A 26,695-nucleotide genomic window follows, 5' to 3' on the forward strand; every position below is an offset into this window, starting at 1 on the left:
TTTAATCCAATCTAATTTGATAGATTTTTGCAAGAAATGAAAGTTTTTTCTGAAAATGTGCAAAAATAATTCAATCATCTGCAAAAAATGGTGAAGGTAGATTTACAATTCTGAAATAATTTAGTGGAATTGTTCAATGATAGATTTTTCCGAACTGGAAAAATGGACAAAAGATAAAAATAACAATAAACCCACCTATGGAAAAACTCCAACAGCTCGACTACATTGCCTTTTTGATCTACATGCTTTTGATGGCTGGGATCGGGGTGTTCTTCGGGTGGTTTATCAAAGACATCAAAGATTACTTCAAGGGTGGCAACACCATACCGTGGGTTATTGGCGGTATAAGTAATTACATGGGGCTGTTCAGTTCTTTTGTATTTGTAGCCCATGCCGGTATTGCATATCAATATGGATTGATCGGGGTGTTGATCCTTTGGAGTACTGTATTTCCCTGTCTTATTGCGGCCAGGTTTCTGGCAGAAAGGTGGCGAAGATCCGGCATTATTACACCTGTAGAATATCTGGAAACAAGATTCAACAGCGGGGTCCGACAGACTTTCAGTTGGATAGGGTTGGGCATGAGGTTTTTGGATAACATGGTAAGGTTATATGCCATTGGAATTTTTATAAGTACCGCTACCCATTTCAGTTTTATGGAATCTGTCCTGATTTCAGGATTTGTGATAACCATGTTTACGATTGTCGGAGGAGTATGGGCAGTTGTAGTGATGGACGCCATCCAATTTGTGATATTGATTTTTGCTTCCATCATTATGGTGCCACTTTCTTTGGATGCAGTGGGAGGTTTGGGCAACTTGATGGCCAACCAATCAGATCATTTTGGTTTTATGAATGGTCCCAACGGCAATTTCTTCTGGATTCTGGTTTATTTTCTTTTAATAAGTCTCAAGTATAATGGAAACTGGGCTTTCATCCAGCGTTTTTATAGTGTCAAGGATGAGGCTTCTTCTAAAAAACTCGGATATTTTACAGCCATCCTGTTCTTTGTATTTCCTGTTTTCTTTTTGTTGCCTGCCATTGCAGCCACAGAGATTTTTCCTTTACTGCCCAATCCGGAAATGGCTTACGTGGCAACGGCAGTAAAATTGCTTCCATCAGGAATAATGGGTTTGATGCTTGCGGCCATCTTCTCTGCAACCATGTCTTCGCTTAATTCCGAATTCAACATCATGTCCGGGGTTTTGACCAATGATATTTACAAAAGGTTATGGAATCCATCTGGTACCGACAAGCATTATCTCTGGGTAGCGAGGATCAATATCATATTGGTGGGAATGGTAGCTACAATTGGTGCTTTATATGTAGGGCAGTTAGGTGGGGCTTTTGAGGCAAATAAACTGTTAACTGGATTGTTTGCGATTCCTCTGGCCATTCCTTTGGTATTTGGGATTCTATTCAAAAAACCGAATTCCATTGGTGCATTGGCTACAGTGCTTGTTGGAATATTGGCCGGGTTCCTGCTTAACAGCCATCCTGAAATTTCATGGGAATTGGCAACCTTCATCGAAATAGTAATTTGCTTTGCAATATTCTTCTCCTCAGGTTGGTGGGTTCCCAAATCCATCGGATACAAAGAAAGTGTCGACCGGTTTTTTAAGTTGATCAATACACCCTTGAGACCTGACGAAATCCCAACTATATCCGGTAAATTCAAAAAAATGCTTTCCAATGTATTTGTGATAGCCTTGGCATTAAGCGGCTTGTTGATCATTACAATGGCGTTGTTTTCATTAGGAACCAAAGGAAGCAACATCGCCATAATAGGTGCCCTGTTTTATTTCTTATTTGCACTTGTGGTTTTTTTGGTAGGCAAAAAGACTTCTCAAACTTGACAAACTCAAACTTATGGATTCTTTTACAAACAAAAACTGGCTGATCAAAAACAAAACGGGAGAAAGGCTGTACCATGAGGTTGCAGCCCAACTTCCTATTATTGATTACCACAACCACCTCAATCCACAGCACATTGCTGAGGACAAAAAGTTTTCAAATCTAACTGAGCTTTGGATAGCGCATGATCCTTACAAACACAGGGCAATGCGGATCAATGGAATCCCAGAAAATGGCATTACAGGATCAGTGTCAGCTTTTGAAAAATACCAAAACTGGGTGAACACGATTTCCAAAACATTGGGCAATCCACTTTTTCATTGGAGCTTTTTGGAGCTGAAAAGGATATTTGACATCGATGAAATGCTAAACCAAGACAACGCTAAAGCAATCTGGGAAACCTGTAACCATAAACTCCAACAGGAAGAATTCAAAACATGCAGCTTGATCCAAAAATGGAAAGCTGAAATTCTGATTACCTCAGACGATTTGTTGGATAACTTGGATTCCCATAAAAAGATAGCTTTCTCACAAAATTCGGTCAAGGTTTTACCTTCATTGAGGGCGGATTCTATTTTGGATTTCGGAAATCCAAAATATCTGGATTGGATCCAAAAACTGGAATTGGAAATTAATGGGATCATTTCTAACCTGTCGGATTTCAAGGAAGCAATCAAAAAACGGTTGGATTTTTTTGCAGAGAACGGCTGTCTTTTTGCTGACCATGCCCTTGATTCCGGATTTTCATTCAAACCAATCGATGAGCAAGAAGCAACTGCTATTTTCAAAAAAGTTATCCAAAATCAGCCCTTGGAACCAAGGGCATTTGTCAGGTTATATTCCTTTATGTTAAACTATTTGGGGGATGAATACGGGAGACGTGGCTGGATCATGCAGTTGCACATCGGTGCACAAAGGAATACAAGCAGTAGGTTAAGAAAATTGGTTGGTCCAGCAGGTGGATTTGCAAGTATTGGAAAAGCATGTGAAATCAATTCCTTGACCTTGTTTTTGGACAGTTTGGACAAAGCAGGAGTTCTTCCTGAGACAATTCTTTATACCTTAAATCCTGCTGACAATGCAGCTTTGGCAAGCTTGACAGGCTCATTTACCGAGGATGGCCTGGTAGGAAAAATCCAATTTGGACCTGCATGGTGGTACAATGACCATTATGCGGGAATCCGAAAGCACCTCAATGACATATCCTCCTACGGTCTTCTGAGCACTTTTATAGGCATGACTACTGATTCCCGAAGTATCCTGTCGTTATCGAGACATGAATATTTCAGAAGAATCCTTTGTGACCAAATCGGTGGCTGGACGGAAGAAGGTAAGCTTCCGAAAGACATGGCTTTACTCGAACAATTGATCAAGGACATCTCCTATTTCAACATCAAAAACAAAATCCTCAAAAGAGAAAAAATATGGCAGGAATAAATCAAGAAAGGGTGGCTGTGGTCACGGGAGCAGGAGGAACATTGTGTTCGGAGATGTCCCGTGCCTTGGCAAAACAAGGTGTCAAAGTAGCGATGTTGGGCAGGGACATTGGCAAACTCAAATTGGTTGAGGCTGAAATCATCGCAAATGGAGGCATTGCCATTTCCATCAGCACAGATGTCATCTCCGAAACGGAAGTCCTGAAGGCAAGAAATGAGATCTACGAGAAACTTGGACCTTGTTCCATATTGATCAATGGAGCAGGTGGAAATCAAATGGAAGCAGTGACGACATTCACAGCTTTTGATGAGAAAGAACTTAAAATCGAAGATGGCAATGAAAGGGGATTTCTGAATCTGAACATGGATACTTTTCTAAGTGTACTACAGGTCAACACGATGGGTACGGTGATTCCTTGCAAGGTATTTGCCAAGGATATGGCCCATAACAGGGGCGGGACAATTATCAATATTGCCTCGATGAACAGCTATCGACCGCTTTCAAGAGTCGGGGCTTATGGCATGGCAAAAGCCGGTATCGCCAACTTTACCCAATGGCTGGCAACCTATCTCGCCCCGGCCAATATCCGGGTCAATGCCATTGCACCGGGGTTTTTTATCAATGATAGGAGCAAAAAAATCCTGTTCAATCCTGATGGAAGCAAAAGTGCCCGGGGAGAAAGCATCTTAAGACAGACGCCTTTAAAGCGGTTTGGCGAAGCCAAGGAACTGATCGGCTGTATGAATTGGTTGATCAATGACAATGATGCCGGTTTTGTGACGGGTACAGTCATTCCCATTGATGGTGGATTTATCGCCGATTCCGGGATTTAAAAGGTCTTTGAGGTAGACTTTTGAGTGTACATCAAAGAAATCTAACCTGAAATAATAATAAACCAAACATAATATACCATGAGCGTAGATCAATATAAAAAGGAAGTTGGGATGATGAATCTTGAAAAGCTGATTGAAGTTAGAGAAAGCATTTCAAAAGTTGCTTTTCCTGTTTCAGATCAAGAGATTCTTTCCAGATATGAGAAAATTTATACCGGTGCCATCAATGATGTGCTTCGTGAATTCACTTATCTCAACCAAGCCCTTCCGTTCAGAATCAAACCCTTGAGGGAATACAGCACTGTTGCAGGTTTTGCTTTTACCGTAAAGAGTTCTTCCAGTACCCGTGTAAGTGGGGAAATGGAGTTCAGGACGAAAATGCTGGATGAAATGCATCCCAATGCTTTTGTCATCTATGACACAAGTGGGGATGAGGAATCCACCTCATGGGGAGGTGTCATGACCGCTACTGCCAAAGGTAAAGGCGTAAAAGCCGCTTGCATCGATGGCGGTATCCGGGATACCCATCAGATTTTGGAGGCAGATTTCCCTGTCTTTTATAAATATAGATCCTCCAATGGAAGTTTGGGAAGATGTCTGATCACCGACTATCAGGTCCCCATTCAGATTGGTAATTGTTTCATTAAACCTGGTGATGTGGTCATGGGTGATGTGGATGGGGTTTTGGTTGTGCCAAGGGATATTGCTTATGAAGTTCTTGTAAGGGCCGAGGAAATTAAGGTGAATGAGAAGAAGATTTTTGGTTGGGTGAAGGAAGGGCAAAGTGCCAAGGATATCTCTGATAAGGGGGGTTATTTTTGAAGGTAGATTGTAGAGGGTAGATTTTAGATTGGAGAAGGATGAAAAAAGGATGAAGGTGGCAAAAGAAGGTAGATCTTAGATTTTAGATTTATGAATAAGGAAAGATAAACGATTAGGGATAGAGAATATGGGAGAAAGTCTAATTTATAATCGATTTCGACTCCTTTGGAGTCGCATGAAAAAAGGTTTTCTTACTTATTAATGAAATGAAATTATGAAATTTTCGATGCTATTGCCGGCAAAGTACGATGAAAGGAAGTGGACATTGGCCAAGCAAATTGGGGTGGATTATGCCATCACCAAGGCAGCGCCCGAATTGACAGGTAAGCTACCTCCTTATGATTTTGGAGTATTGAAATCTGTATCCGATAATTTCCGGGAGAAAAGGTTCAAACTGTATGGATTGGAGGGAGATCAATTTGACATGTCTCCAATTAAGCTTGGCTTACCTAACAGGGATGAACTTATTGAGAAATACATCCAAATGCTGCAAAATATGGGCAGGCTAGAAATCCCTTTGTTGTGCTATAATTTTATGGCAAGCATAGGTTGGTATCGAACCAGAGTGGATATCTCCGAAAGGGGAGGTGCCCAAGTCAGTGGTTTTTATCTGGATGATGTCAGGGATCAATTGGTTTCTGAAGATCAGCGTATTTCCGAAGCCAAACTTTGGAAAAACCTGTTTTACTTTCATGATGCCGTATTGCCGGAGGCTAAAAGTGCCGGAGTAAAGATGGCACTCCATCCCGATGATCCTCCGGTCAGTCCGTTGATGGGTGTGGGGAGAATCTTAACCAGTTCAACTGCATTTGAAAAAGTTTGGAATCACAATCCTATTGAGAGCAATGCGATCACTTTTTGTCAGGCATCTTTCCTGACCATGGGCGAAGATATTCAGAAATTGGCGAAAAAATGGTTGCAGGAAAATAGAATTGCCTTTTTGCATGTACGTGATGTAGAGGGGGATCGGGAAAATTTCAGGGAGACTTTCCATGACAATGGACCCACCGATATGGTCGAGATGTTCCGGATTTATCAGCAACATGGATTTGATGGGCCAATTCGGCCTGACCATGCTCCGGCGATGTATGGGGAAACCCAAGGGAGTTTCGGAGGAAGCACCACTGTCGGTTATGAGATCACAGGGAAAATATTTGCCATTGGGTATATGAAGGGGATATTTGAAGCTTTGAATTCAGCCAGTCAAGATTTCAAAAAAGAGGTTGATTAGACCGCCGAATAAATGAATAGAAGAAAATTTTTGGTTAAAAGAGCTATTGATGGTTCCGCTTCTTTGGCATTCAACAAGGATGGACTTTCATTAACCTATATGGAGTTACAACCGGATGATATGCGTCAACTTGGGATTGACTTGGATTTTCCTTTCAAACCGGTGAATCCAGCAAAAAGGATTCCATTGGGGTGGAATGCTTTTCCGATTGTGACAAAAGATGAAAATTCACCGACGGTAATTTCCTTTTCAAAGTCAAGAAAGAAACCAAAAACCAGTTCAATTTTCCTCCGGCTCACTATAGCTTTGGATATAAGGGAACATGTAAGGATGAGGGCTTTTTTATTTAAATCGAAAACAGAACTGGGTATTTTTGATTTACAATATGCTCATCCCTTTCAACCTTTTGAGCTGGAAATTGCTGCGACTAATTACAAACTGATTCTCTTAGAAGGTATTGGATTGGACCTGATCCAAGGTGATAAAGAAGCTTGTTTTTATGGTTTGGATGCGCTGCGCCAAGACAATTTCGGCTTGCAGCCACATTTGTTCTTACCTGAAAAAACAAACAAGGAAGCTGCTTTTTTTTAAAATCTTTATTCCATGAACTATTTCAAACCATTTGGTTGGATGAGTGGTAGTGTACAAGATGGCCTGCTTGAGCTACACAATCAGGGAAAGTCAGCCGCCACAGCAACGCTTAAAACCCAATTGAATTCTTACTTGGACCCTAAAAAGGGAATTATTTTCGAAAGTCCTCAAACTTCTCCCATGGATGGGAAATTCAATAGTTTGGAGGATTTTTTATCTTTTTCGGCCATCATTAATTTTTATCCGGACCACATTTCAATCTCGATTGCGCTGGAATACATCCAAAAACTAAAAAAACCTACTGAAAAAGATTTCACCGGTCATGTTACCACAGATGTTGTTACACTTTGGCCTATCCGCTTTCAGTAATAGCTTGCCAAAGGGAGGACCGAAAATTGGCGGAATTGGCTGTTAACCACCTAGTGCTTCGAAAGGAATTTCTTTCCGAGACAAATGGCATATACCAAAGGTCTACTGCGAATAGACAAAAATCATATGGGAATTGGGGGCGGGGAGTGGCTTGGTATTTATTGGGAATTGTAAAGACCCTGCGGGAATTTGAAAATACCGATTTTGGGGATTTGAATGAATTGGAAGAAATCTGGAAAGACTTTCTGAAACAGGCTGGTTTTGTTTTAGGGCTTCAAAATGAAAAAGGGTTGTTTTATTCCTATATCGATATTCCTGAAACGGGTGTGGACACCTCCGCCACTGCAGGTATCACAGCAGCATTTGCTTGGGGATTTTGCATGGAGATTTTGATCGAAGAATTTGTCAAAGCAGCATCTTTGGCTTACCATGCCCTACAGGAATATATTTCCGAAGATGGATTTCTTAGATCGGTTTCCCAGATTAATAGGGGAGGAGAAGAACTCCAAAAAGGCGGATACAGGGTTATTTCCCAATTTGGGATGGGTTTAGTGGCACAACTTTACGCGGGGTTAAAAGAGTAATTGTCGGTAAATATTGAATCTTTGCTATGTTGAAAAGGCTAATACGGTACGGTTTGTGTCCTCACGCCCTGACTTCGAAAAGCGGACCAAAGAAAAAGGGAAGAAAGAAGGACATGTCAACGAAGGCACCGTACCATGGGTCATCAACCCTCTTGAAAAAGTTGATCTTTATGTAACAGAGGATTACTCAAACCAGCACTGTGAACAATCATTAATTCCAATCTTATAAATGGTGTAATTACTAAAACAGGAAATGGCATTTTTTTTCTGTTATGTTTATGACCTTGGATTTTGTAAGGGAAAGATTTTTGGAATAGAAGCTAGACCCCTGCTAATTTTTTAAAATTGCACATTACCTTTGAGTGGTTAGTATTATGAAGAGCCCCCGTAAAAACGAGGAAGGCTTGGTGAAGGGTGTCTTCACGCACAGCCATTCCCGATTTGCGAGAATTCTGTGGGAACCTGGGAGCGAAATTCCCTTGCGTGACCTGATTGTAAGCCAGCAAAAAAATGAAAAAAAGCTTAATTATATCCTTTTTAGCAATTTCATGGCTTTGGTCTTGTGGACAGAGTAGTAATTCAAAAACAGGAAAAGTAGCTATTGATCGAGAGATAAAAGCCTCCACAAACAATTACAACAAGCAACCATCACAAAACCATGATTTAGAAAGGTATATCTATACAGATACTACATATGCGTCTCCCACCGGAAAAGGGATAACTATACAAAACAGTTTTCCAAAAGGTGGAAGTATTGCCCCTGACGGAATGCAATATGTTAATTCATCGGGAAAAAGTTACGCATTTGCTGTATTTTGGACTCGGATAATCAATGAAACTAATACTCCATTAGAACTTAATATTAATTTTCCTGCTGATTCATTTGCAATATTTACGCCACCTGACTCCTACTTAAAACTGTTTCTACCAACAGATAAATTGACATATGATAAATTATCATCGTATAACTATGGTCTAACTGGAATAAAATCCTTTTTAGATACCAATTTTGACAAGGCTACCAAGTTGCAAATAACGATTAATTCCAATGAGGAGCATATTTTCTATGTAGCAACGCTCTCTTATCAGGCATCGGGTACTCCAAGAGCAGCACTTATCTTGAAAGATCAAGACCTTTATTACAGAATGAGCATTTCACCAAATGGATCTGGAACAATTCCCTGTGGAAAGATCGTGTTTAAAAAATGAAGCAGGTGATTAAAATGGTTTAATGTTCTCTTTAAAATTTTGTCTTATGTTTTGATGACAAATGACCTTGAAATAGAGTGAACGGTACAAAAAAAGAAAAGCCAGCTCACAAACGAGTAGCCGACCTGATCTAATTGGCTCAGGTTGAAGGTAATCATTTAATGAAACAGGATCTCTTTACCTTTTACTACATCAATCAATTCACTAAAGAAATTTCCTTTCCAAAAAGGGTCTTTATAAATTACAGAAGTATCTATGAATATGTTCATTTCTCAAATGTGTGGCAAATTATATTTACGTCTGGAAAAACCAGATTAATTCACCTAATAATAAGAAATAAACATGGTTTTTTTATTCATATAAATTTAGATCTTCAAGTGGGCTTTTTAATTGACCAAAATGTGAAATCACTTTTCAAATAATCGAAATATAGTTTTCTATGAGAAAATACCTAATTGAATTTCCAAAACGAAAATCATAACTACAAAAAAAATCACCATTTATTAAATTTGAATTTAGCCTTATATAAAAGGTCAACTTTTGAAGAATCTCTTTCCGTGTATTGAAAATCAGTTGGCAGTTCGTAGTTTTGCCGGAGTTCCTTGAACAACTGTGGGATCCCTCCTCCACCTGAAGTAAAGAAATTTACACCACCAGACCCATTGGGTATCACACGCTCCAAAAAACTGGAATATGCCCCCTTTCCCGCACTGGGAATGTATCGGTAGACGGATTTTATAACAGCTGTGTTTTTTCTCATGTTATACTCCATTTGGGACAGCTGACCTGAAGTGTTCAAAATCATTCTTTTCAAATGAGCTTCTGATGGCAATGGTCTGACATCGATTGTTTCTAATTCTTCCTCTTTAGGTATCAGGTAAATAATTTCAGGCAGGTTTTTAAGATCAATAATTGATTTCATGGTTTCATAAGCGACATGACTTATCGTAACGATTTGCCCATCTTCAACCAAAAGTGAAAACATTCCTGTTTTATCGGTTACGGCCTGACCATTTTTAAAATACACATGGACGTTTTCCAAGGGCAGTCCAGTCGTTACGTCTACGATTTTAGCTTTCCAGACACCCTGATTGCGGTAATTGCTAAAAATAAAAATCAAAAAGAATAAATACTTGGACATAGATAAATAGAAGTTTCTATGAATTTGGAAACTTCCTTATCAAAAATAAAGGAACTGATTGATGGCTTAGGGTTTATTAACTAAAGTGCTATTGGTTTGAGGTTTTTTAAGAGAAACTGTAATGAAATCCGAAAAAATACTTGAAGAAACCTGAAAATCTTCTATAGTTATTTTTTTGTTTAGATTGCGTTTAAAACACATTACATTGGTACCAAGCTAGAAAATATGGAGAAAGAGTTTCAATTCTATTCTGATTTATTTATGGAACAATTTCCATTATTGAGCCTGGAGGCAAAAAAATTCACACGTTCTATTTTAACCCTTAGAAAATATGATAAAAAAGAGTACTTATTTAAAAGCGGCGGAATACAAAAAGAAGTCTGCTACGTTTGTCAAGGCCTTTTAAGAAAGTATTATATCAATGAAAAAGGGAATGAAATAATCACAGGTTTCATCAGTGAGAAAGGATATGCCACCGACTATCCTTCCTTTTCAAGACAAAAACCCTCTAAGTATCATATAGAATGTCTCGAACCTTCTATAATTCTTTTCATGCCTTATGATAAACTACAAGAGGCTTATCGGACTTATAAAGACAGCGAAATGTACGGTAGGCTAACAGCGGAAATGGTTTTAACAAGAGAAACAGATAGAGTCGAAAGTTTTTTATTTGAGAATGCAGAAGAGAGATATCTCAAATTTATATCTGCTAACAAAGACCTTATGAATAGGATAAGCTTATCCCATTTGGCTTCCTATCTAGGAATTGAGCGACAATCACTGACCAGGATACGAAGTAAACTTGCCAAGAAACAATAATGAAACATAGGTGTCAGGTTCAACAAAGAATTGCTGCCCATCTTTGGGGTATTCGTATCAAATTACTTCAATAGTGAAAAACAATATCTTACAAAAAGTCCTTTTAGTCATCCTCTTGATTTTTTTCTCTGTAATTTCTAATGGGCAATACGCTGTCTTTTATGCTATTTGGATTTTTACAACAATGCTGCTTTTTGCGGTAAGAAAATTACCGAGGTGGCAGGGTTTCTTATTGGCGTTCTTGGTTACAGGTATAGTTTATTATATTGGCTTTGATGTAGTCCCTTTTTTACCCATTTCTATCTCAATTATTATTGCTATAATTTTTAGTTTACTCACCTCTTTACCCTACTTAATTGATTCATTTTTTTCAAAAAATCGAAAATCCTTTCAAAGCACCTTAATATTTCCATGTGCCTTTGTTTTAATAGAATATGCTTACCATCAATTTAATCAATATGGCTCTTGGGGGCATTTTGCCTACACCCAACAAACACAACATATTTTACTTCAATCTATCTCTGTTTTTGGGATGGGTTATATTACCTTTTTAATTGCCTGGTTTGCCTCTGTTAGCAATTGGGTTTATGATCAAAGATATGAAGGGAGAAATGTAAAAAAGGGAGTTCTCATTTATGGCCTTGTTTTGGGTTTGACATTAATGTATGGTGCTTATCGTGTACAATTTCAAAATTCCAATTCTGAAACGATTCGGATAGCTTCTATTTCCGCATTGGATAGTCTTAAAGTTGGGATTGACCTTCAGGGAATAAATAATAAAGAAACTGAAAATGAAGCTATAATTGAAACTAAAAGAAATACATCGAAATTAAATCAATATTTATTTGACATAAGTATCAAAGAAGCAGAAGCTGGGGCAAAAATAGTTTTTTGGGCGGAAGGCAATGGTGTAATTTTAAAAGAAGACGAAAGTGAATTATATGATCAAGCCAGGGAAATAGCTTATACCCAAAATATATATTTAGGTTTGGGCATAGCGGTAATAGACCCAGCAAATAGCAGATTTCTTGAAAATAAATTTGTTTTATTTGACCGAAATGGTAAAAAGGTTATGGATTATTGGAAGGGTATTTCAGTACCTGGTGCCGAAGCCCCGATTAGCAATAATAAAACTACCGGAATCCAAAAAATAGAAACAGACTATGGTACCATTGCAGGAGCAATATGCTTTGATTTAGATTTTCCAAATTATTTAAAAGAGGCTAAAGGTTCAGACATACTGTTGGCACCAAGTAATGATTATAAAGAAATTGACCAATTACACACTAATATGGCTAAGTTTAGAGCCATAGAACAAGGTTTTAATTTGATTAGACAAGCTAGCTTAGGCCATTCTATAGGGACAGATTATACAGGAAAGGTAATTAGTGAAATGAATCATTTTACGGATACCAGTAAAGTACTGATTACGCAACTTCCGACAAAAGGAACGAAGACAATATATGCTGTCATTGGAGATAGTTTCATTGTATTTTGTATATTCTTGCTGGGTTTGGTTATTATAGTTCTTAAAAGGAAAAGAATAGGTAGGAAAGCTAGTTGAAATTGAGTGGGAGCTTATTTTGGTTATTGGTGGAAATTAAATAAAACGACATGAGAAGAATTACGACATTTTTAATACTTCTATTGATTGTTAGCAATGCTATTGCCCAAAATAAAAGGGAAATTATGGATTTTGAATTTGAAGGTGTATTGCTAAATGGAGTCTTGAATATTCCTGAGGACAATAGCCCAAAAGGCATCGTCTTGATTGTCCATGGTTCAGGCCAAACCAATGCTGTGGCCCAAGAATGGTACAAGGATGTACGGGAGTCGATTCTTAAATCGGGATTTGCTACCTATATGTGGGATAAGATGGGTTGCGGCAATAGTGGCGGAACTTTTAATTACAATCAACCTGTCCAAAACAGTGCCTTGGAAGTAATAGCTGCTATCCATGCCTTAAAGGAAAAGAAAATACCAGGATCAGATGCAATTGGACTTTGGGGGATTAGCAGAGCTGGCTGGATAAATCCAATCGTCATCAACAAATATAAAGACATCAAATTTTGGATTTCTGTAAGTGGTGTAGATGATAAAGAAAACTTCAAATACCTGCTAGCGCAGAACTTAAAAATCAATGGTCATCCACAAGACTCTGTTAAATTAATTGTAGATGAATGGATGAAGGGTACAAAAATATCACATTCCGGGGGAAGTTTTGAAGAATACCAGTCAGCCACAAAAAATCTCGCCAAGAATGCTTTTTGGTTAAGATTTACCAATGGGGGAATCACTCAAGAGGGGTACTACAATTACCAACCAACTTTTATGAAAGAAGAGCTGGACGAAGAGTCCGGTTTACAGGTATACATTGAGGATTTTGACTCCCTCCTATCGGGTATAAACTGCCCTGTTTTGGCGGTGTTTGGAGAAAATGACATGAACGTAGATTGGATCAAAACCAAGCTCTTATATGAGAATACCTTAGGTCAAAATACCGATTTAACTATCAAATCATTTCCGAATTGCAATCATAATCTAATCCAATGTGAAACGGGAGGTTTTTATGAGCTGCAGGATAACAATTTACCCAATAAAAGGTGTGGTGATTTTCTTGATGCAATGGTAGAATGGTTAGATAAAATTTGATTTTGTACTCAAAATGAGTAGGTGACCATGAGATACCAGTTCACTGATCAGAGCCTTTATTGGCCCCTGCCCTGCATCCTGGCACTCCTTAATAAAACGGAAAACATACTAAAGCATGGAGAATGATTTAAAACCCTTTTGGAATAAGATTTTCAGTTTTAACTGGAAATTAGGGCTTTTTTTAATTCTTCTAATTTGTATTCCTCGTTTTATTTTAGTCTTGCACGGCAATGAAATAGCCAATATGCAGTATGTAGGAATACTGATGCTTACTATGGCATTTACACCGTTCGTTTTTTTAAGCAAGAATGGCAGAAGAAAAATCGGAATTAAAAAGCCTACAAATAATGGCTGGCTAATTATTGCATTAATTATTGGTATAGTCTTTAGCGTTTTACTATACTTCTTGGGTGATGTACTTTACGGCAACTCTCACAAAAATTGGTATAGCTATATTGGAAGATCTTATAATATTCCGCAAGAAATTGACGAGCAAAGTAGGCTTATCATGTTCGCAATTTCATCTTTGATTGGAATGACATTTAGCCCGATTGGAGAGGAACTTTTTTTTAGAGGGATAGTGCATTCTAGTTTTGCAAATTCCATAGGAAATATCAAAGCATCTTTAATTGATAGTTCGGCTTTTGCACTTGTTCATATTTCACATTTTGGACTGGTTATCCATAAACAACAATGGGAATTCCTGTTCGTACCAACTCTGATATGGGTGCTGAGTATGTTTACAATAAGTATTTTATTTTATGTTTGCAGAAAACGCTCCGGCTCAATTTTAGGAGCAATTATTTGTCATTCAGCTTTCAATTTAGGAATGACTTATTGTATCTTTTTTCTAATTGGTGGAAATTAAAACTGTCATTAACTCTATGGCAATGCCATGAGGCAGTCCGGCTTGTAGGTCAGGCTGTTTCTCTTTATCTTGCTTCTTTGCTGCGATATAGTGAGAGTACTAAAATGTCCCAATTTTCATTTACTAAGCGTTGGATGCAAACAAAAACCCTATAAGGTATGAAAGAAAAAAAACTAGTATTCATGGAACATGATGGTGCAATTGATGATTTACTTTCTCAATTGTTGCTACTAACCATGAAAGAAGTAGAGGTAATTGGAATAAATGTTACACCAGCTGATTGCTTTATTGAGCCTGCAATTGAAAGCACTTTTAAGTTATTACAGCTTTTTGGGAATGAGAATATTCCTATAGGGCGCAGTGATAAAAATGGAATTAATGCTTTCCCAAATGAATGGAGAGCAAGACCAGAAGTGATTAATGCGTTACCTTCTTTAATAAATTGTACTTATAACTTAGACCCTTATTCCCTTCCAGAAGCTGTTGATTTACTTATTGATCAATTGACATTGGCCGACAGACCCGTAACAATTTTATTGACCGGGCCATGTTCAAACTTAGTGGAAGCCATTAGAAAAGCACCACACATAAGGGGTAAAATTGAGCAAGTAGTTTGGATGGGAGGTGCATTCAGAACACAAGGAAATGTACAGACTTACCAACATAATGGAACCGCTGAATGGAATGTATATTGGGACCCACAAAGTTCAAAAGAATTATTTGTGATGGAGCTTCCGTTGGTTTGTATTCCATTGGATGTTACTAATAATGTACCTGTAAATAAAGAATTTTTGTCAACGTTAGCATTTCAATCGGATTACTTTTTATCTAATTTGGCTGGTCAATTATGGGCATTAACTATTGACACTATTCCTAGCTACCACTATGTATACTTTATGTGGGATGTGCTGGCAACAAGCTTTATATCCCTTCCTAATGAGTTTGCCTTAGAAGAAGTCAAAGCTGTTGTGAGTGATAGACCACCTAATGCGGGTCAAACGCAATTAATCGAAAGAGGGCACCCTTTAAAAATAGCAGTTGATGTAAATAGGAAAGTATTTTACGAGTATGTTTTGAATCAGTTAAAAACAGAGATTAGTCTGCAGTCAACCGCAACTGCTTTAAAGGTATGATGATAATAATATAATATTATACAAATTGAAAAACATTTATTTTTATTATCCATGCTGTTTTCAATCACCCTCTTCATATCAAAAAACTAATGATTAGCCTTAATTTAATTCGCTTTTATGCTGCTTGGGCATACTGTAATTTTGTGTAAATCAAATTTGAATTTTCATGGAAGAGCAAATTAAACATTACGAAGCAAAATTAAAGTATGAAATAGATTCAGCTGATCTATTTGCTGCATTAAAAGCAGAAGAAAAAATCATAGTTATAGATGCTAGGAAAAAAGAAGGTTATGAAATTGAGCATATCCCAGGTGCTATGAATTTGCCTCATAGAGATATGAACGAAACCAATACAACAAAGCTTGATAAAGATTTACAATATGTAACTTATTGCGATGGAATTGGGTGTAATGCATCTACTCAGGGTGCTTTAAAAATGGCCAAACTGGGTTTTAAAGTACAAGAATTGATAGGAGGTTTGGACTGGTGGAAACGTGATGGTTATTCTACTGAGGGGAAAGAATCGGTGACTACAGACCAAATGGTTAGATGCTTTTGTTAAAAAATCATCCCTGCATTTGTGGGGATGATAATTATTATTGAGAATAGGCATTTAAAATTGATCAAGGAAGTATATGAGTTGGGCACCTTAGCTGCTGCTTCTGAAGTACTGTATTTAACTCCGGGCGCATTAAGTCAACAACTCAAAGAAGCCGAAAGTCTGGCTGGGACTAAAATATTTAATCGTTTAAATAAAAAAATGATCCCAACAAAAGCTGGCACTCATATTTACCAAACAGCTTGTAAGATTTTGAAGGAATTAAATCAGTTGGACAAAAGTCTTAAGGAATTAGCTTCTGGGGAAAAGGGTTCAATTTTACTGAGTACAGAGTGTTATACAAGTTATCACTGGCTTCCCGCTATTTTAGCTAAATTTAAAATTGATTTTGAGAATATAGATGTAAAAATTGTTTTTGAAGCTACTCACAAACCTATTCAAAAATTATTGCAAGGTCATATTGATTTGGCAATAACCAGTGATCCAGTACCCAATGAAAATATTGATTATTATGAATTATTTGAAGATGAAATGGTGGCTATTGTGAATTCCGAACATCCCTGGGCCTTAAAGAAATTTATTGATGCAGTGGATTTCATTAGTGAAAATTTAATAATTCATTCTGAACCATTGGAAACGGTGACCATTTACCAAAAATTACTTCAACCTAATAAAATTCAACCTAAATCTTTTACAATTCTTCCATTGACAGAAGCATCAATTGAATTGGTAAAAGCAGATATGGGTGTAATGGTGATGGCCAATTGGGCCATAAATCCAAATTTTAGGAATGAGAATATTGAAATTGTGAAGATTACCCCAAATGGAATAAAAAGAATTCATTATGGTGCTATCAGAAAGGAGCACGACAAACCAGATTACATTTTTAATTTTTTGAAATACCTAAAGGATGGCATCAAAAGATAATAAATTCGAAATCAGGGCTGTTGAAAGAAAAGATATGCCAAGATTAATCGAGTTATGCGGAGCACATGCAGCATATGAAAATGCTACCTTTGACGCATCAAGCAAATCAGAGAAATTATCCCATTATTTTTTTGAAGGGAATCCCTCCATTATTTGTTGGGTTGTCGATTTTGAAGATACTGTTGAAGGATATATGGTGCTTTCACCAGAATTTTCCACCTGGGATGCTGATTATTATTTCCATATGGATTGTCTTTATTTAACGGAAAAGTGCAGAGGTTTGGGAATAGGTTCAGAAATTCTAATGCTGATAAAATATTTTGCCAGAGAAAATGGAATTAAATTAATTCAATGGCAAACCCCTGTAGAGAATAAGAGGGCAATTAAATTTTATAAAACCAATGGAGCAATTCCTAAAGAGAAAGTAAGGTTTTATCTGGATGTAGAACAATAAATCTCTTTCAGGGCATATCTATAGGATTACTAAAAATTACAACTCAAGAATTCCATTTCCGCAAGAATCAGATATTTTAATTGTACCAGTTCCTCTATTTTTGATGCATCATTAGTATTGAAAAAAGGAAACTTATGTACACTCAAAAGCAGATTGATTTTAACCGTATTGAAAAGGCTATTGATTATCTGACTTCAAATTTTAGAAAACAACCGAATTTGGATGAAGTAGCTGAACACGTGCATCTTAGTCCTTACCATTTTCACAGGATGTTTTCTGAATGGGCTGGTGTAAGTCCAAAAAGTTTTCTTCAATTTCTTACTACTTCCCACACTAAAAAGCTTTTAAAGGAAAGTCAATTGACGCTATTTGATGCATCTCATGAAGTAGGACTTTCCGGTACAAGCCGATTACATGACCATTTCATTAAAATTGAAGGAATGACTCCTGCAGAGTTTAAAAATGGAGGAAAAAATCTTTCAATAAATTATGCATTCTCTAATAGCATATTTGGAGAAATCATAATTGCTTCCACCTCCAAAGGTATCTGTCACATTGCCTTCTGTGAAGATAAAAACGAATCTTTTAATGAATTATTCATTCAATTTCCCAATGCCAATTTTAGTCAGCAATCAGATTTTATTCAACAAAAAGCACTTACAATTTTTTCACATGATTGGAATAAGATAAATGAAGTAAAACTGCATTTAAAAGGTACCGACTTCCAATTAAAGGTGTGGGAATCTCTCATCAAGATTCCCTCGGGAAGTCTAGCTTCGTATGGGGCAATTGCAAATTATATCCAAAAACCAAAGGCATCCCGTGCAGTCGGTTCTGCGATTGGTGATAATCCAGTTGCCTTTTTAATCCCATGTCATAGGGTAATCCAATCAACAGGAAAGATCGGGGAATACCGATGGGGAAGTGCTCGAAAAACAGCAATTATTGGTTGGGAAGCAACGGATATTCAGAACTAAAATGATTTGAGTATAAAAATGAAAATTGATCCCAATACTTATTGATTGAAACAGCTTAAATCAAATAATTACTCAAATAAAATTAAAATGAATTTGTTAAACCGAACCATCAGACTCTCCAACCAATATCCTTAATTCTAATATTATTCTTTAAAACAGTACCAATAAATGCAGAAAATATGGAAAGCAAAACCTACATTTTAATTCATGGCTCATGGCATAGCGCATGGAATTGGCATAAAGTAACTCCTTTACTTCACATATATTACAACCGGAAATTTTTAAAGAAGGACTCTACCATGATTGCCCAGAAGATATTACAGAAATGGCGAAAGTTATTTTGAGTCATGAACCATTAGAATCGGGTCATGCTAAATTGAGACTAACTGGTGAAAATTATGGGCAAGTACCCAGATATTACATTGAATGTACTGAAGACCGTGCTGTTACTCCTTTCATTCAACGTAAAATGTATGAAGAGACCCCATGTAAAAAGGTTTACCAAATGGCTACAAGTCATTCACCTTTTTTCAGTAAGCCGATTGAGCTAGTTGATATTTTCCTTGAAATAGCTAAAGATTAAATCTTTAGACAAGTATACACCTGAATATGCTGTCTTCGATAATGTGATAATTAAAGAATTTATAATTGATAAACTTGATCTTGCTAGACAGATGGAAATATTTACAATTAAATAGTGAAAAACAAATGAACCAACCTGATATATTACAACTCCCATGGGAAAAAATTTATGCCACCTTACTTGAAATAGGTTTCATGCATTTACCAAACTTGATTGATCGAAAAACATGTGACCTTTTGATCAATCTTTATAAGGAAGATATTTATCGCAAAAAGGTAATTATGGAACATCATCGATTTGGATTGGGTGAGTATAAATATTTTTCTTATCCTCTTCCATCTTTTATCGAAAAGCTAAGATCTGACTTTTACTTGAAACTTTCGCCAATAGCTAATCAATGGATGAAAATGCTTCAACTGCAAGTTAGTTTTCCATCAAGCCACATTGATTTTATTGAGTCATGCAAAGCTAATCAGCAATTAAAACCCACTCCACTAATTTTAAAATATGGTGTTGGTGGTTACAATACGCTGCACCAGGATTTATATGGGTCTGTTTACTTTCCAATCCAGGTCGTATTATTTTTAAATGACTATGGCCATGATTATCAAGGTGGAGAGTTTGTGATAACCGAACAAATCCCACGTTTTCAATCAAAAGTCAAAGTATTTCAACCGGGTATAGGTGATGCTTTGATTTTTGCAACAAGTTTTAGGCCGATAAAGGGGCGTCAAGGATATTATAAGGCAAATTTAAGGCATGGCGTAAGTGAAGTAACCGGAGGGAATAGGCATACTTTAGGAATTATATTCCATGATGCGGTAAGCTAGAATGATGTTTCATCAAAAAATAAGCGAAAGTGATTTGAGAATAAATATCCGAAAAGGAGAAATTCTCTATGGAGGAAACCATAACCTTAGAATTTATGGAATGTTGAATTGCGCATCCGGTAAAAGACTTAAAAAACAAAATAGAGTATTCTTTCAATCCGAAAATGAAGCTACCATTTTGGGATATCGGCCATGTGGTCACTGCATGAAGGTAGCATATAAAAAATGGAAAATGGGTTTATTAGATCTTACAGTTGATAAATATAGAAATTGGTTGCCGAAAGATGGCACTGTTAATTATTATGGAAAATTACTGCTAGAGACAAAAGCAGATTATTATTTCCAAACTTTATTAAACACAATAGAATGGAAACATGATGAAGCCAATATTTTTGGAAAAAAAATTATTACCAAAAGAGAAGTTGCATGGTATGGTGAAAAAGCATTTGAATATAACTATTCAAATAGTACGAAATATGCTTTACCATGGACTCCAGAATTGTTGGAGTTGAAAGCCATAGTAGAGAATGAGGCAAATGAAACATTCAACTCCTGTTTATTAAATCTGTATCATAGCGGTGAGGAAGGAATGGCATGGCATAGTGATGGTGAAACGGATTTGAAGAAAAATGGAGCTATCGCCTCTTTTAGTTTAGGAGCAGAAAGAAAATTTTCATTTAAACATAAGTGGTCAAATGAAAAAATAGAATTAATGCTGCAACATGGTAGCCTTATGGTGATGAAAAATGAAACACAAACTTATTGGCTGCATAGACTTCCGCCCTCAAAAGGCATTAAAGAGCCAAGGATCAATTTAACTTTCAGAACAATAGTAGAGTAGGCATGGTAGGTATTATTACTTGGACACGAAAAATATTATCAGAAATTTGGTTACACGTAAGATGATTGCTTTGGATTTAAATTGCCTTTTGAAAATTCAAAAGAGAACTGCATTGCAATTGAATTGACTGAAAATAAACTTGAAGGAATTAGGGGTACAGTTGAATATCCAAAAGAATTTAATGAATGAAAATTTTTGCACAAAACATTTGCTATACCTAATGTAGGTAATAATGCTAAATTGATAATTAATTAGTATTAACAAACAAATAGTAGGCGGATAGTAAAGGGTTCTTTAATCCCGCACTAAGAATAGCAGAGACCCTAATAGCAATTTAAAAAACTGTAATATGGAATTAGAATACATTAATTGCATCAAAAAACAGTTTGAATATTATAAGTCTCTTGGAGAAAAGACCTTTGATCAATTGGAGGAAAAGGACTTTTATTGACAATACAATGAAGAATCAAATTCCATTGCAGTAATTGTAAACCATCTTTCTGGAAATATGAAATCTCGTTGGACAGACTTCTTGACCTCAGATGGCGAAAAAGAATGGCGCAATCGTGATTTGGAATTTGAATCAGTTATAAAAACAAAAGATGAACTTTTAACAAAGTGGAATGATGGCTGGAAATGTTTATTTGAAGCTTTAAATTCTGTGAACAATCAGAATTTTGACACGAAGATTTATATTAGATCTCAAGAGCATTCGGTTCTTGAAGCCCTAAACAGACAATATGCCCATTATTCCTATCATATAGAACAAATTGTATATGTTGGCTGGTTGATTAAAGGAAGCGACTGGAAAAACCTGTCCTTAGGAAAAGGTAAATCATTAAATTTTAACAAAGAAAAATTCTCCAAAGGAAGACACTGTGGACATTTTTCAGATGATTTCAGTAGAGAATGAGCTAGATTTTTCAATTTTGGAAGCAAGGCCTATTTTTTTTTAGCCAATCGAACCAATCTTGTTCATCAGTCAAGTACTCCATAAATGGTGCATCGTTCCAATGACTTACAGTATTAACAAAGTCAAGCGCTAAATGTCCCCCTAGGATCGGTAATTCTCAAATTCGTCTTGGTGAGAATAAAGAAATTCTATTTAGGGGTGGATTTTCCATTTATTACTATCTCTATTTATTTTGATGATAAAGTTAAAAGAAATGGAATTAAAAACTTAACCTGCGCCAAAAAATACTATTGGGATTTCTTAACTCATCTTTAGGCTTCAAAATCTTTGGGATGGCCAAAACTGGTATGGTGACCACATCAAATCAAAGTTGGATTCCATAGACGATCCTAATGCCTTTATTATGCCTTTGCCGGAAATGCATTCTGTTGCTGAGCTTGGAGAAATTCCGTTTGTGATAAAATTAATGGAGTTCCAAATGATCTGACCATGGAAAGCGCAGAAAAAATTGGATAAGCAACAATGATCTAGAAAAAAAAGCTGGGATGCTTTGTTAGAGGCTTTTAAAAAGAGTAATGAATACCTTATTTCATCATTTAAAAAGTATGATGATTTTTTTCTTAAACAGGATTATGTTGAAGGAAAAGATTTTGAATATTTAATTCAGGGGTGTATAGAGCACGATATTTATAATTTCGGTTAAATTGGCCTCACAGCAAAACTTGTAAAATGGGTTGTGAAAGATCCCTTGCTTTGAATCATTTTTATGTTTGTGTTTGTTGTAATTTCAAGTCTGGAATCCAGCCTTCTTCATTTGTTTCAAGATTTCTGACCCATGACCAGCCATTTAAGGTTTTAATTTTGGTCACTTTTGAATCAACAGAAATATTTAACTCTTTCGAAGAATAGTTTTCTTGTACTATACCTTGCTTCAAATCATTATCAATGTGGATAATCTGAATAGGGATCCAGCCACTTTGTCCACCAATAGTTTCAGCCCAGATCCAGTCATACCAACCAGGCTCAGGTGCTCTTTCCCCAAGTTTAACTTTATCACCTTCTGATAAGATAATGGGAATTGGATATTCAGATTCGTGCTTTTCAACGCAAATGTAGATTTCTGGAATTAAGTCATTCATATTGAAGAATTGACGTTAGCAATCTGTATTTTGGCCAATCATGTGAACGTCTATCGTTGATTTGATAAATTCTTCAATGCCTGTTTCGTTCAGGTTGATTGACTTTTTAATTCTAATGCAACCTTTACCGTGTTCTAAGCCTTTGAGCATGGCATCACTATTTTCCACTTTCTGCGTATTACCTACATACAGGCTTACGTAGTTTTTTTGAGCATTTAAATTGAAAACAGTCTTGCCATTGAGCTGATAAGCAAGCATTTTATACTCAATACCTTCAGTAAGAGCAGAACCATGAGTTTGTATCATTGAACGAATTACTGATAATGTTTCTTTACGCCAATCGGCTTCCAACTCCGATAGGTATTGTTCCGGTGTGCCTACATTGTACTGCATAAAAGTGTTTATGTTACGTTTTTCAACATATATTCTGCAACAAGGTTAGTCGAAGTATTTATTCTGACTTTGGCTTAGTGTAATCGGTAATTACAACTGCACTAATTTCGGTAAATAAGATTGCACCATATTTGGCAACAATAATGCACCGCCAGTAATCCCTTTGGGGCATGCCCCAAAGGGATTTTGGGACTACTTTTACAGGTCTACTAAAACTGGTATTTTATGGATGTGTATTTGAACAAATTTATGGTTTATTTTGAGATTCACCGCCGATACTCGGATGGATTTTCCAGCCGGCGGATAAGTAAGGAACCAGTTATCAACCTTAGAAAGGTCAGCATGTATCTTTCCATGTCGAAACAGGGGTTCGAACAGATGATGGCCAACCGGTCGGACCGCAACAAAGTGGTGGCCCCCTATGAGGCTTTTGTAAAGTCCCGCCTGGAAAAATTCGGGGATACCCCGTCGGCCCAGATGCATGACTGGCTGAAGCAGGCTTTCCCTATTTGTTGGTTCATCATAGTCTTTTGATAGCTTCAGAAATTACAAATTTAAACCTCATTATCTTTCATTGCTGGAAGGTTGATTTCCAACGGGCAAATTGCAGAGCTTAGATTAAGTATTGTGTTCAGCATCAACCAAATGTCTTCTATAGGAATTTTTTGCCTTGGTGCAAATCTATGGTTTCTGCCGTTGAATGCTGATTGTTTGTATCAATATATCCAGAATTGATCAAGGTTACTGATAGGTTTTTGTCTTTAAAGCTAGCCCTAAGGCTTTCGGCAATGCCTCTTAAAACATATTTGGACGCATTGAAAGTTACCTCTGGTCTTTATATTGGTGCTGTAGCTTTATTCTGGCTATTTCAGTTGAGTAAGAATTTTATTGGCTAGATTTCAAACCAGAAGCCAAAAAAAATGAGCCCTACAATTCCCGCAGCTAAAAGCGGTTCTTTATTCGATAAACTTTAAAAAATACCTGTTAATTTTTCGGTTGCTGAAAAAATTTCATAAGTATTCCTTTGTCTTATGATAACTCATAAGCTATTATTCTCACTCATAGTTATTCTCTCTTTCCCGAATTTTGGAATGGCACAAGGGTTAAAAGCAAACCTATTAATATGGACTCCTCAAATTGTATATTATAATTTCAATCAAGAGAATATATCAATTAATCCCATAATGTCAATTGGAGCTGGATTATCACATAAATCAAAATTTATTGAATTGGCAGCTTTTATTAGGGTATGCTTTTTTCTCAACTATTCTTTCAATTGGGGAGCCATAGGGATTCCATTATGTGTCAATCGGATTTAATCAAAACACATTAAGTCTAAATACAAGAACAATTTTAAACCTTTCACTAAATCTTAATTAAAAATGACCTTCAAAGAACTACATTACCAAAAAAAGCCATTATTCATTTGCAATGTTTGGGACGTATCAAGCGCTAGAATTGCTGAGAAACTAAACTTCAACGCAATCGGCACATCAAGCTCAGCCATTTCCAATCTCTTAGGATATCAAGATGGAGAAGTGATGGGATTTAGTGAATTAAAATATTTTGTGAAACGTATTGCACAAAGTACCCAACTTCCACTAACTGTAGATTTAGAGTCAGGCTATAGTCGAGATTCAAAAAAAATTGTTGATCATATTAAGCAATTAGCAGACCTGGGAATAGTGGGAATAAATATTGAAGATAGTATTGTATCGAACAAAAGAGAGCTTTTAGATGCAAGCGGATTTTCTGAAACGCTGGAGGAAGTAATTCATTTGTTAAGAGAAAATGGCATTGATATTTTCATAAATGTAAGAATAGATACATTTTTATTAAGGCATCCTGCAGTCATAAGTGAAACTAAAAAACGTATTCAGATGTATGAACATGCTGGAGCAGATGGCATTTTCACCCCATGTGTTGAAACTATATCAGATATAAAAGAAATTGTTAACTGTACCTCATTACCTATCAACGTGATGTGTATGCCTAATTTACCAGATTTTAATATGCTTGAAAATCTTGGAGTAAAAAGAATATCTATGGGTAATTTTCTCCATGAAATTACCTTGAAATATATGGAAGAAAAGCTAGCTGTTATTAAGCAAGAGGATAGTTTTAACCTTATTTTTAATCATGATTAAAGAGCAAAAGCATATTGATCTGTATTATGAAGCCTTACTTAACCGAGATGAGGATTTTGTTGGGATATTTTATGTCGGGGTAAAAACTACAGGAGTTTTTTGTATTGCTACCTGCAGGGCCAGAAAACCTAAAAAGGAAAATGTCACTTTTTTCGAAAGCTTTAAAATGGCTTTAGAGAATGGGTTTAGGCCATGCAAAGTTTGTAAGCCTACTGAAAACGCAAATAAACCACCGGAGGAAGTTTCGCAGGCCATTTCTTTATGTCATCAAAATTTAAAATCTAAAATAACCGACTATGATTTGGAACAGAGAGGAATTAGCCCTCATATCGTTAGGAGATGGTTTAAAAAGTACTACGGAATAAGTTATCATGTTTATCAACGTATGATTAGAATAAATACAGCATTTCAGGAAGTTTCAAATGGTGAAAAAACAACTGATCTGGCTTTTGATGCAGGTTTTGAATCTCTAAGTGGATTTGCTTACACTTTCAAAAAAATTATAGGGCAATCACCAAAAAACTCCATCCAAAGCAATGTGATATTAATTCACAGATTTACCACCCCAATCGGGGCAATGTTTGTTTGTGCTACCAATGAAGGTATTTGCTTGCTTGAATTCACCAATAGAAAAATGTTGGAAACAGAGTTGTCCGATTTACAAAAGCGCTTTAAAGCAAAAATCATAGCGGGAGAAAATAAATTTACAAAACAAGCAGAAAAGGAGATCTCCGAATATTTTACTGGTATCAGAAAAGAATTTGAAGTCAAATTGGATGTAAAAGGCACCGATTTTCAAATACAAGCTTGGGATGTGCTGAAATTGATACCCTATGGAAATACTATCACTTATAAAGCACAAGCCTTAATGCTGAAGAATGAAAAAGCTGTTCGGGCGGTTGCCACAGCAAATGGTTATAACAAATTAGCCATTATAATTCCATGTCACAGAGTTATTGGATCCAATGGCGATTTAACAGGCTATGGAGGTGGGTTAGCAAGGAAAAAATGGTTATTGGATTTTGAGAAAGAAAACCTGAGGCAATAACTTTTAACATTTATGAATTCCGATGAAAACAAAAATATAATGAATAAAATTGGGTTCAGTTTAGAGAATTAATTTACAAATTTCTTCGGACAAATGAAGACCGGGGATTTGAAGTTGACCAAATTTGAAGCCTTTTCTTTACGTAAATCAGAATTTTACTGCAAAACCCTACAAAATAAAATACTTGTCAATTTTTCGGTTGCATGACGACAGTACCCAAGAATATTTTTGTGTGAACAAATAAAGAAATGACAACTTATTTAAATTTGTGTTAAGCAAATGAATGTTGAAGGTGTTCTCAATCTATGAGTTCCTATCCTTCTCGACTGTATCGCCCCAGC

The 26,695-nt window shown here is 36.4% G+C and carries 27 protein-coding genes and 1 pseudogene; 25 read left to right on the forward strand and 3 right to left on the reverse strand.

The features are described from left to right. Positions 1 to 197: 197 nt before the first annotated feature. The 9 genes from HMJ38_RS18305 to HMJ38_RS18345 all read left to right on the forward strand — a co-directional run bounded on the left by HMJ38_RS18305 (position 198) and on the right by HMJ38_RS18345 (position 8,930). A complete protein-coding gene (locus HMJ38_RS18305) occupies positions 198 to 1,856 on the forward strand; it encodes a sodium:solute symporter family transporter (RefSeq protein WP_228780130.1) in 1,659 nt (552 codons plus the stop codon). A gap of 13 nt (positions 1,857 to 1,869) precedes the next feature. Continuing rightward, a complete protein-coding gene (uxaC, locus tag HMJ38_RS18310) occupies positions 1,870 to 3,291 on the forward strand; it encodes a glucuronate isomerase (RefSeq protein ID WP_194975881.1) in 1,422 nt (473 codons plus the stop codon). Continuing rightward, positions 3,279 to 4,124 carry an SDR family NAD(P)-dependent oxidoreductase gene (locus HMJ38_RS18315; protein WP_194975882.1) on the forward strand — a complete coding sequence of 282 codons (846 nt, stop codon included), beginning with the start codon at positions 3,279 to 3,281 and terminating at the stop codon, positions 4,122 to 4,124. Before uxaC ends, HMJ38_RS18315 begins: the two co-directional genes overlap by 13 nt. 78 nt (positions 4,125 to 4,202) lie before the next feature. Next, positions 4,203 to 4,946 carry an RraA family protein gene (locus HMJ38_RS18320; protein ID WP_194975883.1) on the forward strand — a complete coding sequence of 248 codons (744 nt, stop codon included), beginning with the start codon at positions 4,203 to 4,205 and terminating at the stop codon, positions 4,944 to 4,946. 214 nt (positions 4,947 to 5,160) lie between these two features. Next, on the forward strand, positions 5,161 to 6,177 hold the full coding sequence (locus HMJ38_RS18325) for a mannonate dehydratase (RefSeq protein WP_194975884.1): 1,017 nt from the start codon (positions 5,161 to 5,163) through the stop codon (positions 6,175 to 6,177). A 12-nt stretch (positions 6,178 to 6,189) separates the two neighbouring features. Further along, complete coding sequence (locus HMJ38_RS18330) at positions 6,190 to 6,768, forward strand: hypothetical protein (protein WP_194975885.1); 579 nt, start codon at positions 6,190 to 6,192, stop codon at positions 6,766 to 6,768. A 12-nt stretch (positions 6,769 to 6,780) separates the two neighbouring features. Then, on the forward strand, positions 6,781 to 7,137 hold the full coding sequence (locus HMJ38_RS18335) for a hypothetical protein (RefSeq protein WP_194975886.1): 357 nt from the start codon (positions 6,781 to 6,783) through the stop codon (positions 7,135 to 7,137). Between the two features lie 35 nt (positions 7,138 to 7,172). Then, positions 7,173 to 7,721: a glycoside hydrolase family 88 protein gene (locus HMJ38_RS18340; protein WP_194975887.1), complete on the forward strand. Its 549-nt coding sequence runs from the start codon at positions 7,173 to 7,175 to the stop codon at positions 7,719 to 7,721. A 510-nt stretch (positions 7,722 to 8,231) separates the two neighbouring features. Continuing rightward, entirely contained in the window at positions 8,232 to 8,930 is a 699-nt protein-coding gene (locus HMJ38_RS18345) for a hypothetical protein (protein WP_194975888.1), read from the forward strand. 493 nt (positions 8,931 to 9,423) lie between these two features. Here the strand turns inward: HMJ38_RS18345 and HMJ38_RS18350 are convergent, their stop codons facing one another. Beyond that, positions 9,424 to 10,071, reverse strand: a complete 648-nt coding sequence (locus HMJ38_RS18350) for a peptidase associated/transthyretin-like domain-containing protein (protein ID WP_194975889.1) — start codon at positions 10,069 to 10,071, stop codon at positions 9,424 to 9,426. 225 nt (positions 10,072 to 10,296) lie between these two features. Between HMJ38_RS18350 and HMJ38_RS18355 the strand changes: the two genes are divergently transcribed. The 13 genes and pseudogenes from HMJ38_RS18355 to HMJ38_RS18415 form a co-directional block, all read left to right on the forward strand. Then, positions 10,297 to 10,890: a Crp/Fnr family transcriptional regulator gene (locus HMJ38_RS18355; protein ID WP_194975890.1), complete on the forward strand. Its 594-nt coding sequence runs from the start codon at positions 10,297 to 10,299 to the stop codon at positions 10,888 to 10,890. 73 nt (positions 10,891 to 10,963) lie between these two features. Further along, positions 10,964 to 12,454 (forward strand): nitrilase-related carbon-nitrogen hydrolase, encoded by a 1,491-nt coding sequence (locus tag HMJ38_RS18360; protein ID WP_194975891.1) that lies wholly within the window; start codon positions 10,964 to 10,966, stop codon positions 12,452 to 12,454. Positions 12,455 to 12,504: 50 nt separating this feature from the next. After that, positions 12,505 to 13,542 carry an alpha/beta hydrolase family protein gene (locus HMJ38_RS18365; RefSeq protein WP_194975892.1) on the forward strand — a complete coding sequence of 346 codons (1,038 nt, stop codon included), beginning with the start codon at positions 12,505 to 12,507 and terminating at the stop codon, positions 13,540 to 13,542. Between the two features lie 115 nt (positions 13,543 to 13,657). Next, positions 13,658 to 14,410, forward strand: coding sequence for a CPBP family intramembrane glutamic endopeptidase (locus HMJ38_RS18370; protein ID WP_194975893.1), 753 nt, complete (start codon positions 13,658 to 13,660; stop codon positions 14,408 to 14,410). 158 nt (positions 14,411 to 14,568) lie between these two features. Beyond that, on the forward strand, positions 14,569 to 15,543 hold the full coding sequence (locus HMJ38_RS18375) for a nucleoside hydrolase (protein ID WP_228780131.1): 975 nt from the start codon (positions 14,569 to 14,571) through the stop codon (positions 15,541 to 15,543). Positions 15,544 to 15,709: 166 nt separating this feature from the next. Beyond that, the gene (locus tag HMJ38_RS18380) at positions 15,710 to 16,105 is read left to right on the forward strand and encodes a rhodanese-like domain-containing protein (RefSeq protein ID WP_228780132.1); all 396 of its coding nucleotides are present in this window, start codon (positions 15,710 to 15,712) and stop codon (positions 16,103 to 16,105) included. Between the two features lie 57 nt (positions 16,106 to 16,162). After that, a complete protein-coding gene (locus HMJ38_RS18385) occupies positions 16,163 to 17,029 on the forward strand; it encodes a LysR family transcriptional regulator (RefSeq protein ID WP_228780133.1) in 867 nt (288 codons plus the stop codon). Then, complete coding sequence (locus tag HMJ38_RS18390) at positions 17,013 to 17,483, forward strand: GNAT family N-acetyltransferase (RefSeq protein ID WP_194975894.1); 471 nt, start codon at positions 17,013 to 17,015, stop codon at positions 17,481 to 17,483. Before HMJ38_RS18385 ends, HMJ38_RS18390 begins: the two co-directional genes overlap by 17 nt. Positions 17,484 to 17,617: 134 nt before the next feature. Next, positions 17,618 to 18,460 (forward strand): methylated-DNA--[protein]-cysteine S-methyltransferase, encoded by an 843-nt coding sequence (locus tag HMJ38_RS18395; RefSeq protein WP_194975895.1) that lies wholly within the window; start codon positions 17,618 to 17,620, stop codon positions 18,458 to 18,460. A gap of 325 nt (positions 18,461 to 18,785) precedes the next feature. After that, positions 18,786 to 19,043, forward strand: a complete 258-nt coding sequence (locus HMJ38_RS18400; RefSeq protein ID WP_194975896.1) for a hypothetical protein — start codon at positions 18,786 to 18,788, stop codon at positions 19,041 to 19,043. Between the two features lie 125 nt (positions 19,044 to 19,168). Then, a complete protein-coding gene (locus HMJ38_RS18405) occupies positions 19,169 to 19,873 on the forward strand; it encodes a 2OG-Fe(II) oxygenase (RefSeq protein ID WP_194975897.1) in 705 nt (234 codons plus the stop codon). Position 19,874: 1 nt separating this feature from the next. Further along, positions 19,875 to 20,714: an alpha-ketoglutarate-dependent dioxygenase AlkB gene (locus HMJ38_RS18410; protein ID WP_194975898.1), complete on the forward strand. Its 840-nt coding sequence runs from the start codon at positions 19,875 to 19,877 to the stop codon at positions 20,712 to 20,714. 466 nt (positions 20,715 to 21,180) lie between these two features. Then, a pseudogene (locus HMJ38_RS18415) lies at positions 21,181 to 21,627 on the forward strand (DUF1572 family protein); the annotation flags it as partial. Between the two features lie 764 nt (positions 21,628 to 22,391). Here the strand turns inward: HMJ38_RS18415 and HMJ38_RS18420 are convergent. After that, positions 22,392 to 22,766, reverse strand: a complete 375-nt coding sequence (locus HMJ38_RS18420; RefSeq protein WP_194975899.1) for an SH3 domain-containing protein — start codon at positions 22,764 to 22,766, stop codon at positions 22,392 to 22,394. Positions 22,767 to 22,781: 15 nt separating this feature from the next. Next, positions 22,782 to 23,159: an iron chaperone gene (locus HMJ38_RS18425; RefSeq protein ID WP_194975900.1), complete on the reverse strand. Its 378-nt coding sequence runs from the start codon at positions 23,157 to 23,159 to the stop codon at positions 22,782 to 22,784. Between the two features lie 225 nt (positions 23,160 to 23,384). On the opposite strand from HMJ38_RS18425, the gene HMJ38_RS18430 reads away from it, so the two are divergent. The 3 genes from HMJ38_RS18430 to HMJ38_RS18440 all read left to right on the forward strand — a co-directional run bounded on the left by HMJ38_RS18430 (position 23,385) and on the right by HMJ38_RS18440 (position 26,354). Then, positions 23,385 to 23,693 (forward strand): hypothetical protein, encoded by a 309-nt coding sequence (locus tag HMJ38_RS18430; RefSeq protein ID WP_194975901.1) that lies wholly within the window; start codon positions 23,385 to 23,387, stop codon positions 23,691 to 23,693. 848 nt (positions 23,694 to 24,541) lie between these two features. Beyond that, positions 24,542 to 25,306: an isocitrate lyase/PEP mutase family protein gene (locus tag HMJ38_RS18435; RefSeq protein ID WP_194975902.1), complete on the forward strand. Its 765-nt coding sequence runs from the start codon at positions 24,542 to 24,544 to the stop codon at positions 25,304 to 25,306. Then, on the forward strand, positions 25,299 to 26,354 hold the full coding sequence (locus tag HMJ38_RS18440; protein WP_228780134.1) for a bifunctional transcriptional activator/DNA repair enzyme AdaA: 1,056 nt from the start codon (positions 25,299 to 25,301) through the stop codon (positions 26,352 to 26,354). The genes HMJ38_RS18435 and HMJ38_RS18440 overlap by 8 nt, the downstream gene beginning before the upstream one ends. The last annotated feature ends 341 nt before the right edge of the window (positions 26,355 to 26,695 follow it).

It is taken from the genome of Aquiflexum lacus (assembly GCF_015476655.1).
GTDB lineage: Bacteria > Bacteroidota > Bacteroidia > Cytophagales > Cyclobacteriaceae > Aquiflexum > Aquiflexum lacus.